The sequence below is a fragment of the Herbaspirillum sp. RTI4 genome, from assembly GCF_034313965.1.
GTDB lineage: Bacteria > Pseudomonadota > Gammaproteobacteria > Burkholderiales > Burkholderiaceae_D > Herbaspirillum.
On record NZ_JAVIWQ010000002.1, the window covers coordinates 3,143,961 to 3,163,358 of the forward strand.

General features: G+C 57.2%; 19 protein-coding genes and 1 tRNA gene. 4 read left to right on the forward strand and 16 right to left on the reverse strand.

What is annotated here, in order from left to right; all coding sequences use genetic code 11:
* Nucleotides 1–30: 30 nt before the first annotated feature.
* The 7 genes from RGU70_RS14070 to RGU70_RS14100 form a co-directional block, all read right to left on the reverse strand.
* Complete coding sequence (locus tag RGU70_RS14070; protein WP_322210029.1) at nucleotides 31–312, reverse strand: helix-turn-helix domain-containing protein; 282 nt, start codon at nucleotides 310–312, stop codon at nucleotides 31–33.
* Complete coding sequence (locus tag RGU70_RS14075; protein WP_322210030.1) at nucleotides 309–557, reverse strand: transcriptional regulator; 249 nt, start codon at nucleotides 555–557, stop codon at nucleotides 309–311. Before RGU70_RS14075 ends, RGU70_RS14070 begins: the two co-directional genes overlap by 4 nt.
* Before the next feature lie 200 nt (nucleotides 558–757).
* Entirely contained in the window at nucleotides 758–1,507 is a 750-nt protein-coding gene (locus tag RGU70_RS14080) for a hypothetical protein (protein WP_322210031.1), read from the reverse strand.
* 110 nt (nucleotides 1,508–1,617) lie between these two features.
* On the reverse strand, nucleotides 1,618–1,884 hold the full coding sequence (locus RGU70_RS14085) for a Txe/YoeB family addiction module toxin (protein WP_322210032.1): 267 nt from the start codon (nucleotides 1,882–1,884) through the stop codon (nucleotides 1,618–1,620).
* Nucleotides 1,881–2,141, reverse strand: coding sequence for a type II toxin-antitoxin system prevent-host-death family antitoxin (locus RGU70_RS14090; RefSeq protein WP_322210033.1), 261 nt, complete (start codon nucleotides 2,139–2,141; stop codon nucleotides 1,881–1,883). Before RGU70_RS14090 ends, RGU70_RS14085 begins: the two co-directional genes overlap by 4 nt.
* 76 nt (nucleotides 2,142–2,217) lie before the next feature.
* Nucleotides 2,218–3,480 carry a tyrosine-type recombinase/integrase gene (locus RGU70_RS14095; protein ID WP_322210034.1) on the reverse strand — a complete coding sequence of 421 codons (1,263 nt, stop codon included), beginning with the start codon at nucleotides 3,478–3,480 and terminating at the stop codon, nucleotides 2,218–2,220.
* Nucleotides 3,481–3,645: 165 nt separating this feature from the next.
* Nucleotides 3,646–3,735: transfer RNA gene (locus tag RGU70_RS14100), tRNA-Ser, on the reverse strand.
* A gap of 269 nt (nucleotides 3,736–4,004) precedes the next feature.
* On the opposite strand from RGU70_RS14100, the gene RGU70_RS14105 reads away from it, so the two are divergent.
* Nucleotides 4,005–5,864, forward strand: a complete 1,860-nt coding sequence (locus tag RGU70_RS14105; RefSeq protein WP_416186526.1) for a GGDEF domain-containing protein — start codon at nucleotides 4,005–4,007, stop codon at nucleotides 5,862–5,864.
* Nucleotides 5,865–5,889: 25 nt separating this feature from the next.
* On the opposite strand, the gene serS is transcribed toward RGU70_RS14105, so the two are convergent.
* The gene (gene serS / locus RGU70_RS14110; protein WP_322210035.1) at nucleotides 5,890–7,191 is read right to left on the reverse strand and encodes a serine--tRNA ligase; all 1,302 of its coding nucleotides are present in this window, start codon (nucleotides 7,189–7,191) and stop codon (nucleotides 5,890–5,892) included.
* A gap of 107 nt (nucleotides 7,192–7,298) precedes the next feature.
* The gene (locus RGU70_RS14115; RefSeq protein WP_322210036.1) at nucleotides 7,299–8,585 is read right to left on the reverse strand and encodes a replication-associated recombination protein A; all 1,287 of its coding nucleotides are present in this window, start codon (nucleotides 8,583–8,585) and stop codon (nucleotides 7,299–7,301) included.
* 168 nt (nucleotides 8,586–8,753) lie between these two features.
* Here RGU70_RS14115 and fdxA point away from each other — a divergent pair, with 168 nt between their 5' ends.
* Complete coding sequence (fdxA, locus tag RGU70_RS14120) at nucleotides 8,754–9,107, forward strand: ferredoxin FdxA (protein WP_322210037.1); 354 nt, start codon at nucleotides 8,754–8,756, stop codon at nucleotides 9,105–9,107.
* Between the two features lie 69 nt (nucleotides 9,108–9,176).
* Here fdxA and lolA read toward each other — a convergent pair whose 3' ends face one another.
* Nucleotides 9,177–9,830, reverse strand: coding sequence for an outer membrane lipoprotein chaperone LolA (lolA, locus tag RGU70_RS14125; protein ID WP_322210038.1), 654 nt, complete (start codon nucleotides 9,828–9,830; stop codon nucleotides 9,177–9,179).
* Nucleotides 9,831–9,894: 64 nt separating this feature from the next.
* Nucleotides 9,895–12,231 (reverse strand): DNA translocase FtsK, encoded by a 2,337-nt coding sequence (locus RGU70_RS14130; protein ID WP_322210039.1) that lies wholly within the window; start codon nucleotides 12,229–12,231, stop codon nucleotides 9,895–9,897.
* A 411-nt stretch (nucleotides 12,232–12,642) separates the two neighbouring features.
* Between RGU70_RS14130 and trxB the strand changes: the two genes are divergently transcribed.
* Nucleotides 12,643–13,596 carry a thioredoxin-disulfide reductase gene (gene trxB / locus RGU70_RS14135; protein WP_322210040.1) on the forward strand — a complete coding sequence of 318 codons (954 nt, stop codon included), beginning with the start codon at nucleotides 12,643–12,645 and terminating at the stop codon, nucleotides 13,594–13,596.
* 78 nt (nucleotides 13,597–13,674) lie between these two features.
* Complete coding sequence (locus RGU70_RS14140) at nucleotides 13,675–14,328, forward strand: Smr/MutS family protein (protein ID WP_322210041.1); 654 nt, start codon at nucleotides 13,675–13,677, stop codon at nucleotides 14,326–14,328.
* Between the two features lie 22 nt (nucleotides 14,329–14,350).
* Here RGU70_RS14140 and RGU70_RS14145 read toward each other — a convergent pair whose 3' ends face one another.
* The 5 genes from RGU70_RS14145 to RGU70_RS14165 form a co-directional block, all read right to left on the reverse strand.
* Nucleotides 14,351–14,689: a P-II family nitrogen regulator gene (locus tag RGU70_RS14145; RefSeq protein ID WP_322210042.1), complete on the reverse strand. Its 339-nt coding sequence runs from the start codon at nucleotides 14,687–14,689 to the stop codon at nucleotides 14,351–14,353.
* A 163-nt stretch (nucleotides 14,690–14,852) separates the two neighbouring features.
* A complete protein-coding gene (locus RGU70_RS14150) occupies nucleotides 14,853–15,560 on the reverse strand; it encodes a transcriptional regulator NanR (protein ID WP_322210043.1) in 708 nt (235 codons plus the stop codon).
* 85 nt (nucleotides 15,561–15,645) lie between these two features.
* Nucleotides 15,646–16,887: a ribulose-bisphosphate carboxylase large subunit family protein gene (locus RGU70_RS14155; protein WP_322210044.1), complete on the reverse strand. Its 1,242-nt coding sequence runs from the start codon at nucleotides 16,885–16,887 to the stop codon at nucleotides 15,646–15,648.
* 11 nt (nucleotides 16,888–16,898) lie between these two features.
* Nucleotides 16,899–17,729 carry a phosphogluconate dehydrogenase C-terminal domain-containing protein gene (locus RGU70_RS14160; RefSeq protein ID WP_322210045.1) on the reverse strand — a complete coding sequence of 277 codons (831 nt, stop codon included), beginning with the start codon at nucleotides 17,727–17,729 and terminating at the stop codon, nucleotides 16,899–16,901.
* Between the two features lie 97 nt (nucleotides 17,730–17,826).
* Entirely contained in the window at nucleotides 17,827–19,182 is a 1,356-nt protein-coding gene (locus RGU70_RS14165; RefSeq protein WP_322210046.1) for an MFS transporter, read from the reverse strand.
* Between the last annotated feature and the right edge of the window lie 216 nt (nucleotides 19,183–19,398).

Sequence of the window (19,398 nt, forward strand, 5' to 3'; positions counted from 1 at the left end):
CATCGCTGGCCATGCGTCAAATGGTTTTGATTATTCATCTGTGCGGCCCTCCAGGAGGTACACGCCGACACGGTGATAAACACCGCTTTCCGTTTGCTCTTCGCGGTAGACGGTTTTAATGCGCTTGCCTGCGCTGCGCATCTCATGGATACGTGGCCGTGGGTCGTAGCAATCGAGATAACGTGAGGCTTCGTAAGTGGTCACGCTGCCCAGACGCTCCATTGCGGCCAACATCCGGCCGCGCTGGATGGCGCAATCGTTGCCGGGCATGGTGTGCAGTATTGCGGCCAAGGCGTCGGTGCGGGCGCTCATCGCTTTACCTCCACGTCCGCACGATAATTCAACGGGTCAGCAAAGAACCTGTGCAGCTCACGATTGGAATACGCGGTGCAGCGGTCGGAGAATTTGATCGGCGGCGGCGCTTTGCCTGCAATGACAAGCTGGCGGAATTTCTCCCGACTGAATGGGGAGTAAGGGAGGATTTGTTTCCAGCGGCTCATGCCGTCGGATGGAAGTGATTTGCTGAGGGTTGTTGCTGTGGTTGCGCTGGTTACCATATTTGCCTAACTTTGCATGTTGCCGCCATGATTCGGCGGGGTGATGCAAGGTTAGGGGGCAGATCAGGGTGTTGAATAGCTGGGTGGGTTGCGAAAACACACCCAGCCATCAGTGCGTAAGGGGTGGGTGGGTTATGCCAATTAACAGGTGGGTGAGTTCCTGAAAGCCTTTGCTGTTGCGGGTTTTAACGGTGGGTGGGTTATTCTGGCGTTTTTGTTGCGCCGCCATTCTTGTTCCAGTTGGAGACTGTTTTTATTCTCTCGATAGCTTCGCCCGACAATGACTTGTATTCAGGATCGTTCTTCATCGCCTCGCCAATAGCTGCTCTAACAGCCTTGCCATTTGCTCGCGGATCGCCGTTTTTTGCCACCTTCTCCCATGCCCTCGTTGCCACTCTAAGCTCCAAAGGAGACAGAGGATTATTTGCATCCATGTAGGCAGGAGCTGCAAGCTGGAGGATTGGGTTGGGCGGCGAGGGTTGAATGTTTCGAGATTCTAAAAATGCTGATCTCTCTATCTGCAGTTCTTGCCTGTACTCTTGCGCATCCTTTTTTTGCAATATTTGACGGTACGATGGAATATTCTTGCTTTTTGTCCATTGTAAAAACGCTGCTTGCTTTATGCGTGTTTTATGTTGAATTAGAGCATGGGAATCTGGCAAGTCAGGAAATTCAACTTTCTTTTCCCAAGGGCCATTTTGATAATCTTCGTGATCTTCCCAGGCACTTTCAAAAGATAGCGTCCCAACACAAACAGCCTCAGAAATTGCGCGCTGAAAAAGTTTGGAATTTTGATGTTGAATCTTCGGTACTTTCGACACCAATGCAGATATGCGCAGCCCCTCATGATCGAGAGGGTTGATGCCTGCCCATATCATCGCAGCCTCCTCCACCGTCCAAACCTCTACGTATCGCCAGTATGATAGGTCTGGCAGTTCATCCAATCGCATTACATTGCCCCTTCCCCCTTAATTCAGAAGCCACGCCAGCAGATCAAAAGGGGTAACGATCTGTTTTCCCGCCGTCGCGGTAGGCATGGCAAAGCGTTGACGCTAGGCGTTCATTCTTCGTAGTGGTATCGGCAGGCCAGAACGGTGAGCGTGTCATCGTCGGCGGCATACACCAGCCGGTGGCGCTCATCAATGCGCCGTGACCAGAACCCCGACATATCGCCAAGTAATGCCTCCGGCTTTCCGATGCCCTCGAAAGGGGTTCGCGCCGATGCCTCGATCAGCAGGTTAATTCTGCGCAGCGTTTTTTTGTCCTGGCCTTGCCAGTAGGTGTAGTCACCCCATGCGGCGGGCGTGAATTTGATATGACGGCTCACAGATCGGGGTCAGTCAATGCGCGCTTACCAGCCTTGCCGCCACGGTATTGCTGGATGGATTCTGCCAGGTGCTTTGCATTGGCGGGTGTCGATAGCAGGTAGAGCGTTTCCGCCATCTGTTGGTAGTGATCGAGGGACATGACTACGGCGTCGCCACCATCGCGGCGATTGATGATGGTGATGTCGGCGTTTTCGATTACGCCATCAATGACTGACTTCAGTGAATTGCGCGCTTCTGAGTAGCTGATAACTTGCATGGCAAACTCCTGTACTTGTGCATTTTATTGTCCAAGTATAGCTTTTAATGCCAAGGGTTGCCAACTGCTTCAGTATTTATGCCGCCTTAAATAGGGCGTGTATGACCTTGCCGCCTCGGGCCATGACGTCCAGGTAGTCGGCCCATTCCTGCATCATCTTTTTGCGCTCGTCGAGGAACTGCGCTCTATCGTAGGCGCTGGCGATTTTGTCTTTTTGTGCGTGGGCAAGCTGGCGGTCTACCACTTCATGCCGATAACCTAGCCGCTCCTTAATCGTACTCATGGCCAATGCCCGGAATCCGTGACCGGTCATCTTGTTTTGATAGCCCATGCGCTTGAGTGCCGCCAGTATCGCGCCGTTGCTCATGGGCTTTTTAGGGTCGCGCTGATTCGGGAAAAGGTAGGTGCTGCCGCCAGTAAGCGTATGCAATTCGCGCAGAAGCTCTAAAGCCTGCCGTGATAGGCAAACGTGATGATTAGCTTTATCCGGGTTCACGGTCAGCTTGCCGCGCTTCATACGCTGCCACGGGATAACCCATTCCCCTGCTTCCAGATCAATTTCTGGCCATGTCGCTTCGATCAGTTCGCTGGTGCGCACAAATACCAGCATCATCAGGTGCATGGCGATTCGGGTGGGTTTGAATAGCCGGGCGTCGTTCTTGTCCATCGCTGCCAAGAAAGCCGGTAGCTCGTCGGAGGTGATGGCGGCAAAGTGTCCGGCCTGTACCGGCTTGAGTACGTCCCTGAGGTCGGCGGCCGGGTTCGGGTTGGTAATGCCTTGCTGGTTGGCATAGCTAAAAACCCGGCTGCATGTTGATTTGAGCCGGTGGGCGACTTCTTGCGCGCCGCGTACCTCTATCTTGCGAAGCGCCGCGATCATGTGCTGGTGTGTGACTGAGCCGATAGGCATTGCGCCGATTTCGGGAAATATATCGATCTCCAAGCGCCTGAGCGTGTCTTTGGCGGTCGTCCCCTTCCAGCTAGGTAGTTTATTGGTGTGCCACTCTCGGGCCAGCTTCTCGAATGTCTGCGCCGCCTGCTCTGATGCAAGTCGGTCTTTATCTCGCTTGGCCTGCCCGGGGTCGATGCCGTCCGCCTTGTGCTTCTTGGCCGTATCGCGCAGTTTCCGGGCCTCGATCAACGTTACTACCGGGTATGCCCCGAAGGACAGGCGGTTTTCTTTGCCGCTGGCTTGCCTGAACTTCATACGCCATAGCTTGCCCCCTGTTGGAATGACTTCAAGGTACAAGCCTCCGCCGTCTGCCAGCTTGTACGGCTTATCCTTGGGCTTGGCGTTCTTGACTTGAATGTCGGTCAGTGGGGCGATCTTTTTAGGCATTTTGGGGGCATCCTGTTTTTGGTGTTCTGGACATGCCCCCAAGACTGCCCCCAAAAAACGTGGCAGTCAATAGGCAAACTTTGGCGCTATGGGCGTAAAAAAGCCCCTAAGTCGTTGATTACTTAGGGGCTTTTTGTCAAACTTAGGCAACGTTTGCTATGTACTTGGCGGAGAGGGTGGGATTCGAACCCACGTTAGGCCTAAACCTAAACCAGATTTCGAGTCTGGCGCATTCGACCACTCTGCCACCTCTCCTGCTGGTCTTTATTCACTACCCGGAGGCAGCAAAGCTCATGATTATAGCAGGAAATTTTACTGAAGAAACTCGCAATGCACACTAAACTCGTTTTTCTTTATTGCTGCCCTGCTCAATTCGGCCCGATTCCGGCAAACACGCTTGAATGCCCGTCCAAAGCTCTGTTGCAATAAAGCTGCGGCATATCATCATCCTGTCACAAATGAATAATAGGATGAGTTTTCAACAGCGGACACCGCTGCATACTGCGGCAAATAGCATCTCAGACATGGTCCCATACAACTCAACCTCGCTGTTTAGCGATGCCCCTCCGCTGACATCACTGCAATCCCCCACGTCATCCGCTTCTGATGCGCATGCACTGGCGCATCTGATGGAGATTGTCAGCGAGCGCCGATTACATGCGCTGTTTCAGCCCATCATCCGCATGCAGAGCGGCGAGGTGATCGGTTACGAGGGACTCATTCGCGGCCCTTCCAATAGCCCGCTGCATTCACCGCTGAACCTGTTCAAGGTCGCCCGCGCAAACGGCATGTCGGTGCAGGTCGAACACCTGTGCCGTCATATCGTGATGTCGCAATTTGCCAAGTCCGGCCTGCCAGGCCGACTGTTTCTCAATGTCAGCCCCGGCACGCTGGTGCATCCGGAAGCGCGGCAGGGCGAAACGCTGCGCTATCTGAATGAACTCGGGATCAACCCCGAACGCATCATCATCGAGCTGACCGAAAACGAACCGACCTACGATTACACCTTGCTGCGCAATGCCGCGATGCACTACCGCAGCATGGGGTTTCAGATCGCCATCGATGATCTGGGCGAAGGCTTTTCCAGTTTGCGGCTCTGGTCGGAATTGCGACCGGAGTACGTCAAGGTCGACATGCATTTCATCCAGGGCATCAATCTCGATCCGATGAAACTGCAATTCGTCCGTTCGATTCAGGAAATCGCTGAAAAATCAGGCTGCATGGTCATTGCTGAAGGCATAGAAACACAGGCCGAGCTGCTGACCGTGCGCGACATGGGCATCGCCTGCGGTCAGGGTTATCACATAGGACGGCCGCATATCGCCCCCAGCACCAGCATCAGCGATGAGATGGTCAAGCTGCTGCGCCGCGAGAAAACCCCCTTGCCGGCCAACAATGCGCACGGCAAAAACAGGGCGACCGTCCTCAAGCTGCTGCGCGTAGTCACGCCGATTTCACCCGACATGCCCAATGATCAGGTCTATGCACTGTTCGTCAACAATCCCGATTTGCAAACCCTGCCAGTAGTGAGCGACTCCATTCCGGTCGGCCTGATCAACCGCTACAGCATGGTGGAACGCTATGCGCGGCTGTACGGGCGCGAACTGCATGGCAAAAAATCCTGTACGTTTTTTATGGATTCGCAGCCGCTGCTGACCGATCAGCACACCAGCCTGCAAGATCTCAGTCACATTCTGGTTCAGGCGGAAGCGCACCATTTGGCGAATGGCTTCATCATTACCGACGAGGGACGTTATCTGGGCATGGGCAGCGGCCACGACCTGTTGCGCGAAATTACGCAAATGCAAATGGACGCCGCCCGTTACGCCAATCCGCTGACGCAGTTACCGGGCAATGTGCCGATCAACGAGCATATCGAGTACCTGCTGCAAAACGGCGTCCATTTTTGTATTTGCTATTGCGATCTGGATCACTTCAAACCGTTCAACGACATCTACGGCTATCGGCGCGGCGACGACATGATCCAGATGACCGGAAGAATTCTGAGCGAACACTGCGACCCCGATCACGATTTCATCGGCCATATCGGCGGCGACGATTTCCTGATCATGTTTCAGAGTCCCGACTGGCAAAACCGCTGCGAAAAAATACTGGCCGAATTCGGGAAGGTCAGCGCCGTGTTTTATAACGAAGATGACCGCCTGCGCGAGGGCTATTTCAGCGAAAATCGCAAAGGCGGCAGGGAATTCAACCCGCTGGTGAGCCTGTCGCTGGGAGCAGTCCTGATCGAACCAGGACAATATTCCTCTCCGCACCAGATTGCCTCTGCCGCAACCAAGGCAAAAAAACTCGCAAAAAAAACACCGGGCAACAGCCTGTTCATCGAACAGCGCGCACCGGTGTCATTCGCCTGGGCAACCTGACTGCGGTCGGCCGGGTACTCTCCTCTCAAGCCTGCGGCGTCAGTCGCGTCAGGCCACCCAGATAAGGATGCAGCACCTCAGGAATCTCGACGCTGCCGTCGGCTTGCTGGTAGTTCTCCAGCAAGGCCACCAGCGTGCGGCCGACTGCCAGACCAGAACCGTTGAGGGTATGCGCCAGTTCCGGTTTGCCTTGCGCATTGCGGAAACGTGCTTGCATACGGCGCGCCTGAAACGCTTCGCAATTGGAAACCGATGAAATTTCGCGATACGTCCCTTGCGCCGGCAACCACACTTCAATGTCGTAGGTCTTGGCCGAACCGAAACCCATATCGCCGGTACACAAAGTAATCACACGATAAGGCAGGCCGAGTTTTTTCAGGATGCTTTCGGCGTGACCCAGCATTTCTTCCAGCGCGACATACGACTGTTCAGGATGCACCACCTGCACCATCTCGACCTTGTCGAACTGATGCTGACGAATCATGCCGCGCGTATCGCGACCGTAGCTGCCCGCTTCGGAGCGGAAGCAAGGCGAATGCGCCGTCATTTTGAGCGGCAAGGCATCGGCAGCAAGAATTTCATCGCGCACCAGATTGGTCAGCGGCACTTCTGCTGTCGGAATCAGATAGAGCGCGGCAGTTTCAGCTTCGCCTTCCTGACCGCCTTTTTTAACCGCAAACAGATCGGCTTCAAATTTCGGCAATTGTCCGGTGCCACGCAGCGAGTCGGCATTGACGATGTAGGGCGTATAGCATTCGGTATAACCGTGTTCATCCACATGGGTATCGAGCATGAATTGCGCCAACGCCCGATGCAGACGGGCAATGCCGCCCTTCATCACGGCAAAGCGCGAACCGGTCAGTTTGACTGCGACGTCAAAATCCAGTCCCACCGCAGCGCCGACATCGACGTGATCGCGCACCTCGAAATCAAAAGTACGCGGCGTGCCGACCTTGCGCAGTTCGACGTTACCGCTTTCATCGGTGCCGGGCGGCACGGAGGCGTGCGGCAAATTCGGCAGCGTCAGCAAAAAATCGGAGAGTTGCAGCTGCAACTGATCCAGCCGCAGCGAGGAGGTTTTCAGCTCATCGTTGACACCGTTGGCTTCCGCCATCGGCTCCGCCGCATCCTTGCCCTGCCCTTTGAGCATGCCGATCTGCTTGGACAGCGCATTGCGCTTGCCCTGTAATTCTTCGGTACGGGTCTGGATTTGCTTGCGTTCGCCTTCCATGGCGTTGAACGCATCGACATCGAGAATAAATTTACGTGCGGCCAGCCGCTCAGCGACGCCGGCGATGTCTTTGCGCAATAGTTGGATATCGATCATGGAATAGGAATAAAAAAGGAAAAAGGGGCCAATAACGGCAGGGAGCACCGCTCAGGAAATGGCGCTGTGCAAAGGCGGTATTGTAACAAGCGAAGCCGACTGAGAACTCAAGCCTTGCCCGCTTCTTCGTCGAGCCAGCGCAAATGCGCCATTTTTTCAGCGATTTTGGCTTCCAGACCACGCGGTACAGGGCGATACCAGTGCGGCTCCGCCATGCCTTCGGGCAAATAGGTTTCCCCGGCGGCGTAAGCCTCCGGCTCGTCGTGGGCGTAGCGGTACAACTTGCCGTAGCCCAGTTCCTTCATCAGCTTGGTCGGCGCATTGCGCAGATGTTCCGGCACACCGCGCGATTTGTCCTTGGCGACGAAGGCCCGTGCCGCGTTATACGCCATATAGCCGGCGTTGCTCTTGGCGGCAATCGCCAGATAAATTACCGCCTGCGCCAGCGCCAGTTCGCCTTCGGGCGAGCCTAAGCGTTCATAGGTGGCGGCGGCGTCGTTGGCGATCTGCATCGCGCGCGGGTCGGCCAGGCCAATGTCTTCCCACGCCATGCGCACGATGCGACGCGCCAGATAACGCGCATCAACGCCGCCGTCCAGCATGCGGGTAAGCCAGTACAGCGCGCCGTCCGGACTGGAACCGCGCACCGATTTGTGCAGAGCCGAGATCTGGTCGTAAAACGCATCGCCGCCTTTGTCGAAACGACGCAAGGTATCGCCCAGACATTCGATCAGCAAAGCGGCATCGACCTGCGTCTGTTGTTTGGCACTAGCGGCACGGGCCACGATTTCCAGATTATTGAGCAGTTTGCGACCGTCACCATCGGCGCTGGCGATCAGACTGGCTTTGGCGTCCCCGTCGAAGCTCAGTCCGCCCAATTCAGCACTGGCAGCGCGGTCGATGAGCTGGCTCAGATCCTCGTCGGTCAGGGACTTGAGCACGTACACCGCCGCCCGCGACAGCAAGGCGCCGTTGACTTCAAACGAGGGGTTTTCAGTGGTCGCGCCGATGAAGGTGAACAAGCCGCTTTCAACGTGCGGCAGGAAGGCATCCTGCTGGCTCTTGTTGAAGCGATGCACTTCATCGACAAACAGAATAGTGCGACGCCCCGAATTGGCCTTGATGACCTGCGCCCGTTCCACCGCTTCGCGAATATCCTTGACGCCCGACAGCACTGCCGACAAGGCAATGAATTCGGCATTGAAACTATCCGCCATCAGCCGCGCCAGCGTGGTCTTGCCCACTCCCGGCGGACCCCACAGGATCATCGAATGCGGCTCGCCGGATTCAAACGCCACGCGCAGCGGTTTACCTGCGCTGAGCAGATGTTGCTGTCCAATGACATCGTCAAGGGTGCGAGGTCGGAGACGTTCGGCTAACGGCGCGGAATTCATGCAGAGGGAAAGGGGGAAGAGAAATGGACTGCTAGTCTAACCGATACCGGGAGGGTGGCTCTGCGCGTATGCCGGGAGTGCGCTAGAATCCTGCCGGTCTGTGACTGGCTGGCGGCAACGGCATTCCGGCTCTCCTCATCCACTTCACGCCTGACGGCGTTTCTTTCCATGACCTTTGTCGTCACCGATTCCTGCATCGCTTGCAAATACACCGATTGCGTCAGCGTCTGCCCGATGGACTGCTTCATCGAAGGCCCGAATTTCATGGTGATTGACCCGACGACCTGCATCGACTGCTCGATGTGCGTGCCGGAATGTCCGGTGGGCGCGATTTATCACGATATCGACTTGCCGGAGCAACAGCGCCATTTCACTGCGATCAACGCCACGCTGGCCAGACATCCTGACTGGAAGCCGCTCACACAAGCACACGCCCCTTTACCGGATCACGAAAAGTGGCGCACGGTGCAAAACAAGATAGGCATGCTGAAGAATGTAGAAGAAACCACTGCGCTGACCTGAGAGGGTCTTGCTATCACCTCACTACACTCGCGCGGCTTGAGCAGATGCGCCCCCAAGAGATAGCCTGAATCAGTTATTGAACACGTCCGCGCCCTTGGGCACGACAAAGCGGAAAGTCGTCGCATTGAGCGCGGGATTTTTTTCAAAATGGCTTAAGGTGAGCAGCGTTACCTGACCGAAGGAATCGTGCAGCTCCATCGCTTCCGGCAAGCCGTTGCGCAAACCGATGGAGATGCTGTCGAAGGTCGTGTCCTTGGTCTTGGGCGTGGCTTGCAGCCATTCCAGTCCGTCCTTGGATGCCCCTTCCTTCAGCGTGAAATTCTTTTCCAGATCGTTGCTGCCGAACAGGATCGCCGCCGGTGACGAACCGAGCGCGTTGTCCAGTTTCTTGGTCGTGACCTGATTCAGATCCTTGTCGTAGATGTAGAGCTTCTCGCCATCGGCTTGCAGCAACTGGTCGTAGGGCTTTTGATAGGTCCAGATGAATTTGCCGGGACGGGCAAAAACGAAGGTGCCGGTCGATGCGCTCGACACCTTGGCCTTGCCGCTTTCAGTCTTGACCAACCGCTGGCTGAACTCGCCCTTGGCCGACTGGGTGGTAGTGGTAAAACTCTTGAATTGCTCCAGCGCGCTGGCCATTGCCAGTGTCGGCAGCAGCGCCAGCGTCAGTGCGGCAGCGCCGAGCAGGTGGGCTGGTCGTTGCAGGAAGGGATGGGATGACATGGTTTGCTTTCTCATTGCTTGCGTTCTCATTGCTTGCGTTCTCATAGCTTGCTTTTTCATTGCCTTACTCTTCATTGTTGGCGGCACCGACCGGCACCAGAATGTCGCGATTACCGTTCGACTGCATGGCCGACACCAGACCGCTTTGTTCCATTTGTTCCAGCAGACGCGCCGCCCGGTTGTAGCCGATGCGCAAGTGGCGCTGCACCAGCGAAATCGAAGGACGGCGGTTTTTGAGCACCACGGCTACCGCCTGATCGTACAGTTCGTCAGCCTCGCCGCCGGCTGAGGCACCGCCACCGACAGCACCGTCGGCGTCGTCCATCACGCCGCCTTCCAGAATGCCTTCGATGTAGTTCGGTTCGCCTTGCGCCTTCAGATAATCGACGACCCTATGCACCTCCTCATCGGAAACGAAAGCGCCATGCACCCGTATCGGCAGGCCGGTGCCGGGCGGCATGTACAGCATATCGCCCATGCCGAGCAGCGCTTCCGCGCCCATCTGGTCGAGAATGGTGCGGGAATCGATCTTGCTGCTGACCTGGAACGCGATGCGGGTCGGGATATTGGCCTTGATCAGACCGGTAATCACATCGACCGAAGGCCGCTGCGTCGCCAGAATCAGATGGATACCCGCAGCACGCGCCTTTTGGGCGATACGGGCGATCAGTTCTTCCACCTTTTTGCCGACTACCATCATCAGATCGGCCAACTCGTCGATGATGATGACGATGGTTTCCAGCTGTTCCAGCGGCTCCGGGGCATCCGGGGTCAGGCTGAACGGATTGGGGATTTTCTCGCCGCGCTTGTCGGCGTCGATAATTTTCTGGTTGTAGCCGGCCAGATTGCGCACGCCCAGCTTGGACATGCGCTTGTAGCGGCGTTCCATTTCAGCCACCGCCCAGTTCAGCGCGTGTCCGGCCTGACTCATGTCGGTCACCACCGGTGCCAGCAAATGGGGAATGCCTTCGTAGATCGACAGTTCCAGCATCTTCGGATCGATCAGAATCAGCCGCACCTGCTTGGGCGTGGCTTTGTACAGCAGCGACAGGATGGTGGCATTAATACCGACCGATTTACCCGAACCGGTGGTGCCAGCCACCAGCAAATGGGGCATTTTGGCCAGATCGGCCACGATAGGATTGCCGCCGATGTCCTTGCCCAGCGCAATCGTCAGGTTGGAAACGCCGTCGTGATAGACCTTGGAGCTGAGAATTTCGGTCAGCCGCACGATCTGCCGTTTCGGGTTCGGCAGTTCCAGTCCCATGTAATTTTTGCCGGGGATTACTTCCACCACCCGAATCGAGGTCAGCGACAAGGAACGCGCCAGATCGCGCGCCAGACCGACGATCTGGCTGCCCTTGACGCCGGTTGCCGGTTCAATTTCATAGCGCGTGATGACCGGGCCAGGATAGGCCGCGATGACCTTGACCACCACGCCGAAATCGGACAATTTCTTTTCAATCAGCCGGCTGTTGAATTCCATCGTCTCCACGCTGACGGTCTGCTGCACCGGCGGCGCTTCGTCCAGCAGGGACAGCGGCGGCAAGCTACCGTCGTCGTCGTCATGGAACAAAGTACTCTGCTTTTCCTTTTCGATGCGCTCGGATTTCGGTACCGAGATGACTTGCGGTTCAATCCGTACCGGCTGCGCGTTTTCCTTTGCGGCGCGTTCATGCACCAGAACCTCTTCGCGCTTGACGGCGGCAACATGGCCCAGTTTGCGGTCTTCCCATGCCGACAGGAAATTTTTGGCCCACAACAGTGTATTTTCCAGCCCGGCACCGATACGCTCGACGACCGTCAGCCAGGAAACATGAAAAAACAGGCTGAATCCCATGCCGAACAGCAACAGCAATACCAGCGTTGCCCCTGTAAAACCCAGTCCCGTCTGCGCGCTACCGCCGATCAGCTGACCCAGCACGCCGCCGGGAGGGCGCGGCAAGGCCGTTTTCAGGCTGTACAGGCGCATGTATTCGATACCTACGCTGCTGGCGACCAGAAAAACGAAGCCGGCCAGCCGGGCAACGGCTTCCAGAGGATGAATTACCGGTTTTTTGCTTTCCACCAGGAAACGCACCGAGAGCTTGCGGTAGTCCAGCCACAGCAGACGTCCCAGCAAGACGCACCACCACCATGCCGATAAACCGAAGATGTAAAGCAACAGGTCTGCCACCCATGCGCCTATGCGCCCGCCCCAGTTATGCAGATGCGGCACAGTGGCCGCATACGACCAGCTAGGATCGCTTTTGGAATAGCTGAGCAGAATAATGATCAGGTAAAAAGTCAGTGCGCCCAGAGCCAGCCAGCGTGCTTCGTACAACAGGCGCACCAGCCAGCTGGGCATGGGGGCCGCTTCGGGCTTGGCGTTGCGGGTATAGGACTGGGATGCTTTGCTCATAAATCCGTGGCTAAAGTGGTGCGGGAATGATGCGGGATAGTGCGGAATGCCAGGGCGTAACGGGAACGTCCCGAACTGCCCGCGCAGCAGTGCATCGCCACCTGTCAATCCGCAGTGCCTTATTCAGTGCGTTGCTTAGTGCATTACTTAGTGCATTACTCAGTTCGTCATTGTAACGGCGATTGCCCGGAACGCCCCAATCCATGCTGCGGGACGGAAGAGTAAGCCTAACTATCAGATAGCGACAATCCATCGGGCAAGGCGAGGCATTAGTCTATAATTTGCCCACTTCCGCAGTGCAATATCAGCCTGCCCGGCGCACATGGCCCGGGTTTGGTCCATACCAAGCGCAATGCGGACTCATTTGAGACTTATCCAGATTGAGACTTATCCAGACCCGAAGAGCACCCTATGACCACGACCAAACACGCTAAAGTACTCATCCTTGGCTCCGGCCCCGCCGGTTACAGCGCCGCCGTCTATGCCGCGCGCGCCAATCTGAATCCGGTGCTGATCACCGGTGTGGAGCAAGGCGGCCAGCTGATGACCACCACCGATGTGGAAAACTGGCCCGGCGATCCGCTCGGCGTGCAAGGCCCGGAACTGATGCAGCGCCTGTTGCAGCATGCGGAAAAATTCAATACCGAAATCATTTTCGACCACATCCACACCACCCTGCTGAGCGAAAAGCCGATCCGTCTGATCGGCGATCAGGGCGAATACACCTGTGATGCGCTGATCATCGCGACCGGCGCGTCGGCCCAGTATCTGGGTCTGGAGTCCGAACAGGCCTTCATGGGTAAAGGCGTGTCGGCTTGCGCGACTTGCGACGGATTTTTCTATCGCGGCCGCGAAGTGGCGGTCATCGGCGGCGGCAATACGGCAGTGGAAGAAGCGCTGTATTTGTCCAATATCGCCAGCAAAGTGACGATCATCCATCGTCGCGACAAATTCCGCGCCGAGCCGATTCTGATCGACCGCCTCATGCACAAGGTGACCGAAGGCAAAATCGAGGTCAAATGGCATAGCACGCTGGCAGAAGTCGTCGGCGACGAAAGCGGAGTGACTGGCATCACGATCAAGTCCGAACTCGACGGCGCGCACCTCACCCTCCCGGTACACGGTCTGTTCGTGGCGATTGGTCACAAGCCCAACACCGGCATCTTCGATGGCCAGCTGGAAATGACTAACGGCTATCTGAAAACCAAGGCCGGTACCGAAGGCAATGCGACGGCCACCAGCGTCCCCGGCGTGTTTGCTGCCGGCGACGTGCAGGATCATATTTACCGCCAGGCGATCACCAGTGCCGGTACCGGCTGCATGGCGGCGCTCGATGCGCAGCGTTATCTGGAAAGTCTGGAATAAGCGCCAGCAGACGCCTCCTGAGCACAAACTCAACATACAGCGTCTGCAAAGCCAGCACCCCCCCGGAGCGACTTCGCCATGCCCGCATCCATCAAGGATTTTACCGATCTGAAATCCCTGCGCCGCGATTTGCAAGCGCAGGAAAAGACACGTCGGGAAGCGGAAGCGCTGCGGCTCATCCAGCAAGAACAATTGCGTGTGGAAGCGGATTTATTCCGCAGCAGCATCGGCATCGTCGCGCCCCTGCCCGGCAACGGCAAGCTGCCTCCTGTGCCAGCCCGTCCGCTGCCGATTGCCCGCCACCATCTGGCCGATGAGCAAGCGGCGCTGATGGAGTCGATTTCCGACGATTTCACCGCCGAAACTCTCATTGAAAGCGATGCCTCGCTCAGTTTCGCCCGCAACGGCGTGAGTCTGGAAGTGGTGCGCAAACTGCGGCGCGGCCACTGGACAATTCAGGCGCAGCTCGATCTGCATGGCATGCGCCGCGAAGAAGCGCGTGATTCTTTGGGCGAGTTTCTGCGTCAGGCGCGACAAGGCGGCCTGCGCTGCGTGCGCGTGATTCACGGCAAGGGATTGGGTTCGGTCAACCGCGAACCGGTTCTGAAAGAAAAGGTGCGCAACTGGCTGGCACAAAAAGAAGAAGTGATGGCATTCTGCCAGGCGCGCGCCGCCGATGGTGGCTCGGGCGCGCTGGTGGTGCTACTGAAGTCGGGAACCTCCGCCGCCTGAGCGCGACGGAGAAAATTTCTGTCTAGACTGCCGCCGTACCAGTTTCGCCGGTACGAATCCGAATGACCTGCTCGACATCCAGCACAAAAATCTTGCCGTCGCCGATCTTGCCGGTATGCGCGGCCTTGATGATCGCGTCTACTGCGGCACTGGCGACCGCATCATCGAGCACGACTTCAATCTTGATCTTAGGCAAGAAATCGACCACATACTCTGCGCCGCGATACAACTCGGTATGGCCTTTCTGACGGCCGAACCCCTTAACGTCGGTCACGGTCAGGCCGGAGACGCCGACTTCACTCAGCGCTTCCCGTACTTCGTCCAGCTTAAAGGGTTTGATGATGGCGATGATTTGTTTCATGAGGGGCTCCTGAAGGACGGGTTGCAACAGCGATAGGGTTAATCGTGGATCAGTTTGTAACAATAAGGCCTATTGTAGAGCGCATTGCCCTACAACGTCAGAATTGCCCTCGCCAAAGAGAAAAGTATTCCCGGCATCTCCGCTCATCCAGAGGCCATTGCACTCAATGTACGCTCAATTGCCCGTAAAGTTCGTTCGCCCGCAGCAGATGGCTCCGCATCGCTTCCGCCGCTGCATCAGCATCATGCAGAGCAATCGCATCGACGATGCGCTGATGTTCGGCCAGTGTCAGTTCTTCCGCGCCCGGTGCGCGCACCAGCGTTTGGTAATACTCACTGGCCCAGCGGAACATCGATTCAACGATGGAAGGAAAAATGGGATTGCCGCTGATATCGGCGATTTCACGATGGAAGGCCATGTCGCGTTCGATGAATTCTTCGAGGTTGACCATCGATGCCCGATGTTGCGCGATGCTCTCGCGCAAACGGGCGATCTGCTCTTGCGTGGCGCGCTCGGCCGCCATGCGCGCCGTACTGGTTTCCAGAAAGACCCGCGCTTCTTTCAAATGCCGCAGCATGTCCGGCTGCGTGCGCAAGATGTGCATGGCACCGCTGGCAATCTGGGCGATCAGGCGGTCGGCGGTCGGTTCAATCACCCGCGCCCGTTCGCCGTGGACGATTTCCACGAAACCGGAACGCTCCATTGCCTGCAAGGCTTCGCGCACCGCCGGGCGACCCACGCCGTACAGTTCCATCAGTTCACGCTCGGACGGCAGTTGCGCGCCGGGCGGAATTTGTCCTGAACGGATGCGCTCCATCAGGCGATCCAGCACTTCCTGATAGAGCTTGCGACGCGGAATAATTTCGCTCATGGCTTCATTCTGGTAACGGGGATAAGTGAAGCCGGGACTGTACCACGCCCGACTTCACTGACCGCCGGGGTGGGCAGACCGGCCCTTACCAAAATCCCAGTGCGGCGCGCAAAGCAGGATGCGTTTGCGCGTGCTGTTCCAGAGGGATGCCTTCGACTGCGGCAACCCAGGCTTCGCGCAAAGCACTGACACCGGCAGCCACCCCTTGCGGATGGCCGAAAATGCCGCCGCCCGCCGTGTGAATCAGATCGGTGCAAGCAATAGCGCGGTAGGTATCGGCGGCCTGCAAACCGGTCTGCCCCGAACTGAATACCGGCATGGCCTCCATCGCGGCTTGCGGCATCACCGGCGTCAGTACGGCGCGCGCAGCAGCGATCACGCTATCGTCCGGTTCGCTGAATTTATTGCGCAAGCCATTGACGTGCATATGGTCGGCCCCGGCCAGTCGCCAGATGGCCTGCCACGGCGCGTAGTCCCAACCCAGTTGCGGACAACGCGAGAGATAGCCCCAACCGGCGCGATGCGCATGAATCGGCAATTGCGCATGACGACGCAACTCCAGCAGACCGACCAGACCGATCGCATTCAGATTGGCCATGACGCAAGTGCCGCCCTCCGCCAGCACCAGATCATGCCGCCGTCGCATCTGATCCAGATCGCCGGTCAGATTGAAGGCCACCATGACTTTTTTGCCGGTGCGCTGCGCATGCTCGTTAATGACGCGCATGACGCCGCGCACACGCTGGTCGAACGGACACTGGGTGCCGTCGGCCTGCAATTCATCGTCCTTGATGAAATCGACTCCACCCTGCACCAGTTCGCGCACCTGCTGCACGGTTTCCTCCACCGACAAGCCGATGCTGGGCTTGATGATGGTGCCAATCAGCGGCCCCTGCGCCACGCCGGTCAGACGGCGGGTGCCGGCGATACCGAAGGCTGGTCCGGGATATGCGGTAGCAAACGCCGACGGCAGCCGCAGCCCGGTCAGACGCAAACCGGAGACCTGCCGCAATTCGAACAAATTGCCGGCAATCGTCGACATCAGATTGGGCAAGGACGGGCCGATATTCTCCAACGGCCAGGAAATTTCCATATTGCAGCGGGTGTAAACCTTGGACGCCATCCCCCCCGGCAAGCTGGGAGTGCTGCTGGCATCGAGTATCTCCAGCCGTTCGACGCGGGCGCCGGAACGCGCTTTCAGTTCCGGCGTTTCGGTCGGCAAGGCCACGAAAGTACCGCTCGACTGTTCGCCGGCAATAACTTCGGCCGCGCGGGTCGGGTCGTCGCCGGTTTCCATCCAATAACTGGCGTATATGCGTTCGCTCACGGTTGGTTTCCTCAGGTGATACGGCGGATGCTTTCGGCGATTTCTTCGCGGTCGAACACTTTGATCCAGTCGTCGCGCATCAGTCGCGGCTTGCCGAATTGGATCGCTTTGTTGCAGGCATCTGAAAACGCGCCGGGGATTTCATTGAAAATCACTGCGCCCAGAATGTTCATGTGGCCGAGCAGAAAGTCGCGTGCCGCTTCTTTCGGTACGCCGCGCCGGACGGTTTCGTCCATCGCTTCGCGCATGACGGCCAACAGCGTCGCGCACACGGTTTCCGACAAGCCCGGTTCCAGCAAGGCCATCTGGTCCACGGTCAGGCGGTAAGAGCGCAGTATGGGGGCATAAATGACTTTGGCCACATCTTCACCGAGATCGAAGGCCGATTCCGGGCCTTGCATCAGGGCGCTGGTAATCGATTGCTTGGCCGCGGCACCGCCAAAATAATCGCGCCGCGCTTCTTCCGTGGTCTCGTCGTTATAAATCAAGGGATGGCAGGGATGCGCCACGAAATAGGTCAGGTCTGCCCGGTCCGGGAGATGACCGGCAAAAGGCGCGGCGGCGTCCAGCGTCATGAGCATGGTGCCGGCGCGCAACTTGGGGGCGATTTCGGCGGCGATCTTGCCGATCAGGGTGTCCGGCACAGCCAGGATGACTACATCGGCATTGTCCAGCGCGGCATCGACGCTCACGCACTCAATGCCGAGTTCGTCTTTCAGGCGTTGCTGACCGGCTGCGCCGACTTCGACGTGAGCGACGCGGTAATCGGATTTTTGCAAATTCTTCGACAGGCGCACGCCCATTTTTCCACCGGCGCCGAACAGGGCAATTTTTTCATTCATGAGAACTCTCCATTAAAACGGTCGTGATTTGTTAAACATAGGCTTGGGGTACGACTCGCCCTTTGCAGGCGGCGAGCCGCTCTGCTTGGCTGACTGCTTAGCTGACTGAAGCGGTACTCAGCGCATCGGCTGGCAAAGCGCTTTCGCTCTCCGCCACTTTGCTGCTGCTTCCGATACTAAAAATGATGATGGCCGACAGCAGCATGAAAGCGCCGACGATGAACATCGGTGCCTGAAACGAGCCGGTCGCATCTTTTACAGCGCCGGTGACGAATGGCGCGATGAAACCGGCGGCGTTGCCTATCGTATTGATCAGGGCAATCCCTGCTGCGGCTGCCGCGCCGGACAGAAAGCGCGAGGGAATCGACCAGAAAGTCGGCAAGGCCGAAAAGATGGCGCAGGCCGTCACCGTGATGACGAGGATACTGGCGGCAGGCGAGTTCATGTACAGGGCCAGCGGGATGCTGGCAGCACCGATCAGCGCAGGCACGCCGACATGCCACGAACGCACGCCGCGTTTAGTGGCGTCGCGGCTCCACAAATACAGGGCAAGACCGGCAGGCAGATACGGTATGGCCGTAATCAAGCCTTTCTGGAACACGCTGAATTTGCTGCCGAACTGCACTTCAAAGCCGCCGATGATGGTCGGCAGGAAAAACGCCAGCGCATACAAGCCGTAAATCAAACCGAAATACACCAAGGACAATTGCCACACGCGCGGATTACAAAACGCTTCGCCAACGCGGGCCGGACGCTCCTTGGTTTTTGCCTGCTCTTCGCGATCCAGCTCGGAGATCAGCCAGGATTTTTCTTCGCGTGTCAGCCAGTTCGCTTGCGCCGGACTGTCGGACAAATAAAACCAGGCGATGATGCCGACCACAATGGCGGGAATTGCTACGCCGCCGAACATCAGACGCCAGCCTTCCAGTCCGAATGTGCCGTTAGCCTGAATCAGCAATGCGGCGACTGGCGCGCCAATGACGATGGTCAGCGGCTGCGCCAGATAGAACAGCGCCAAGATATGGCTGCGATGGCGGCTCGGCACCCACATGCTCAGGAACAGAATCGCGCCGGGGAAAAATCCCGCCTCTGCCACGCCCAGGAAAAAGCGCAGCGCATACAAGCCGGGAATGCTGCTGACCCAAGTGAAGAGCAGTGCCACGACGCCCCAGGTCACCATGATGCGGGCCAGCCAGCGTCGCGCGCCGAAGCGGTAGAGGGCGAGATTGCTGGGTATTTCCAGCAGGATATAGCCGATAAAAAAGACCCCGGCAGCAAAACCGAACTGCGCGGCAGTCAGGCCGAGATCCTTGCTTAGCCCATTCGGTCCGGCGAAGGAGATGGCGGTCCGGTCAAGAAAATTGATGAAAAACATTAAGGCGATGAAGGGAACCAGTCGTAACGATACCTTTCGGATTACCGCTTTTTCTACGGCTTTATTTTGCACACTCATGCTGTCTCCTGAAGTGATATGGCGCGGCAGACACCCGTTCTTATTGACCGCTTCACCGACTACTTTGGCCGGATTGCGTCAACCGCTGTTTTTTTATGATTATTGTCGCCAGTCCATTTTTATCCAACTGGTATGATGACTATATCACAGCATCTTTCGATAATACCTCATGAAATATTCAAATAAAGGCAATCTCTGTATCCATCTTTTTTATAA

Coding starts and splice junctions, on each gene's coding strand:
- RGU70_RS14150 (WP_322210043.1), bottom strand. CDS start 15,560: ATGAGCGAAATTATTCCGCGTCGCAAGCTCTATCAGGAAGTGCTGGAT.
- RGU70_RS14160 (WP_322210045.1), bottom strand. CDS start 17,729: ATGAATGAAAAAATTGCCCTGTTCGGCGCCGGTGGAAAAATGGGCGTG.
- trxB (WP_322210040.1), top strand. CDS start 12,643: ATGACCACGACCAAACACGCTAAAGTACTCATCCTTGGCTCCGGCCCC.
- RGU70_RS14090 (WP_322210033.1), bottom strand. CDS start 2,141: ATGCAAGTTATCAGCTACTCAGAAGCGCGCAATTCACTGAAGTCAGTC.
- RGU70_RS14095 (WP_322210034.1), bottom strand. CDS start 3,480: ATGCCTAAAAAGATCGCCCCACTGACCGACATTCAAGTCAAGAACGCC.
- lolA (WP_322210038.1), bottom strand. CDS start 9,830: ATGTCATCCCATCCCTTCCTGCAACGACCAGCCCACCTGCTCGGCGCT.
- RGU70_RS14140 (WP_322210041.1), top strand. CDS start 13,675: ATGCCCGCATCCATCAAGGATTTTACCGATCTGAAATCCCTGCGCCGC.
- RGU70_RS14130 (WP_322210039.1), bottom strand. CDS start 12,231: ATGAGCAAAGCATCCCAGTCCTATACCCGCAACGCCAAGCCCGAAGCG.
- RGU70_RS14145 (WP_322210042.1), bottom strand. CDS start 14,689: ATGAAACAAATCATCGCCATCATCAAACCCTTTAAGCTGGACGAAGTA.
- RGU70_RS14070 (WP_322210029.1), bottom strand. CDS start 312: ATGAGCGCCCGCACCGACGCCTTGGCCGCAATACTGCACACCATGCCC.
- RGU70_RS14075 (WP_322210030.1), bottom strand. CDS start 557: ATGGTAACCAGCGCAACCACAGCAACAACCCTCAGCAAATCACTTCCA.
- serS (WP_322210035.1), bottom strand. CDS start 7,191: ATGATCGATATCCAACTATTGCGCAAAGACATCGCCGGCGTCGCTGAG.
- RGU70_RS14165 (WP_322210046.1), bottom strand. CDS start 19,182: ATGAGTGTGCAAAATAAAGCCGTAGAAAAAGCGGTAATCCGAAAGGTA.
- RGU70_RS14080 (WP_322210031.1), bottom strand. CDS start 1,507: ATGCGATTGGATGAACTGCCAGACCTATCATACTGGCGATACGTAGAG.
- RGU70_RS14115 (WP_322210036.1), bottom strand. CDS start 8,585: ATGAATTCCGCGCCGTTAGCCGAACGTCTCCGACCTCGCACCCTTGAC.
- RGU70_RS14105 (WP_416186526.1), top strand. CDS start 4,005: ATGGTCCCATACAACTCAACCTCGCTGTTTAGCGATGCCCCTCCGCTG.
- fdxA (WP_322210037.1), top strand. CDS start 8,754: ATGACCTTTGTCGTCACCGATTCCTGCATCGCTTGCAAATACACCGAT.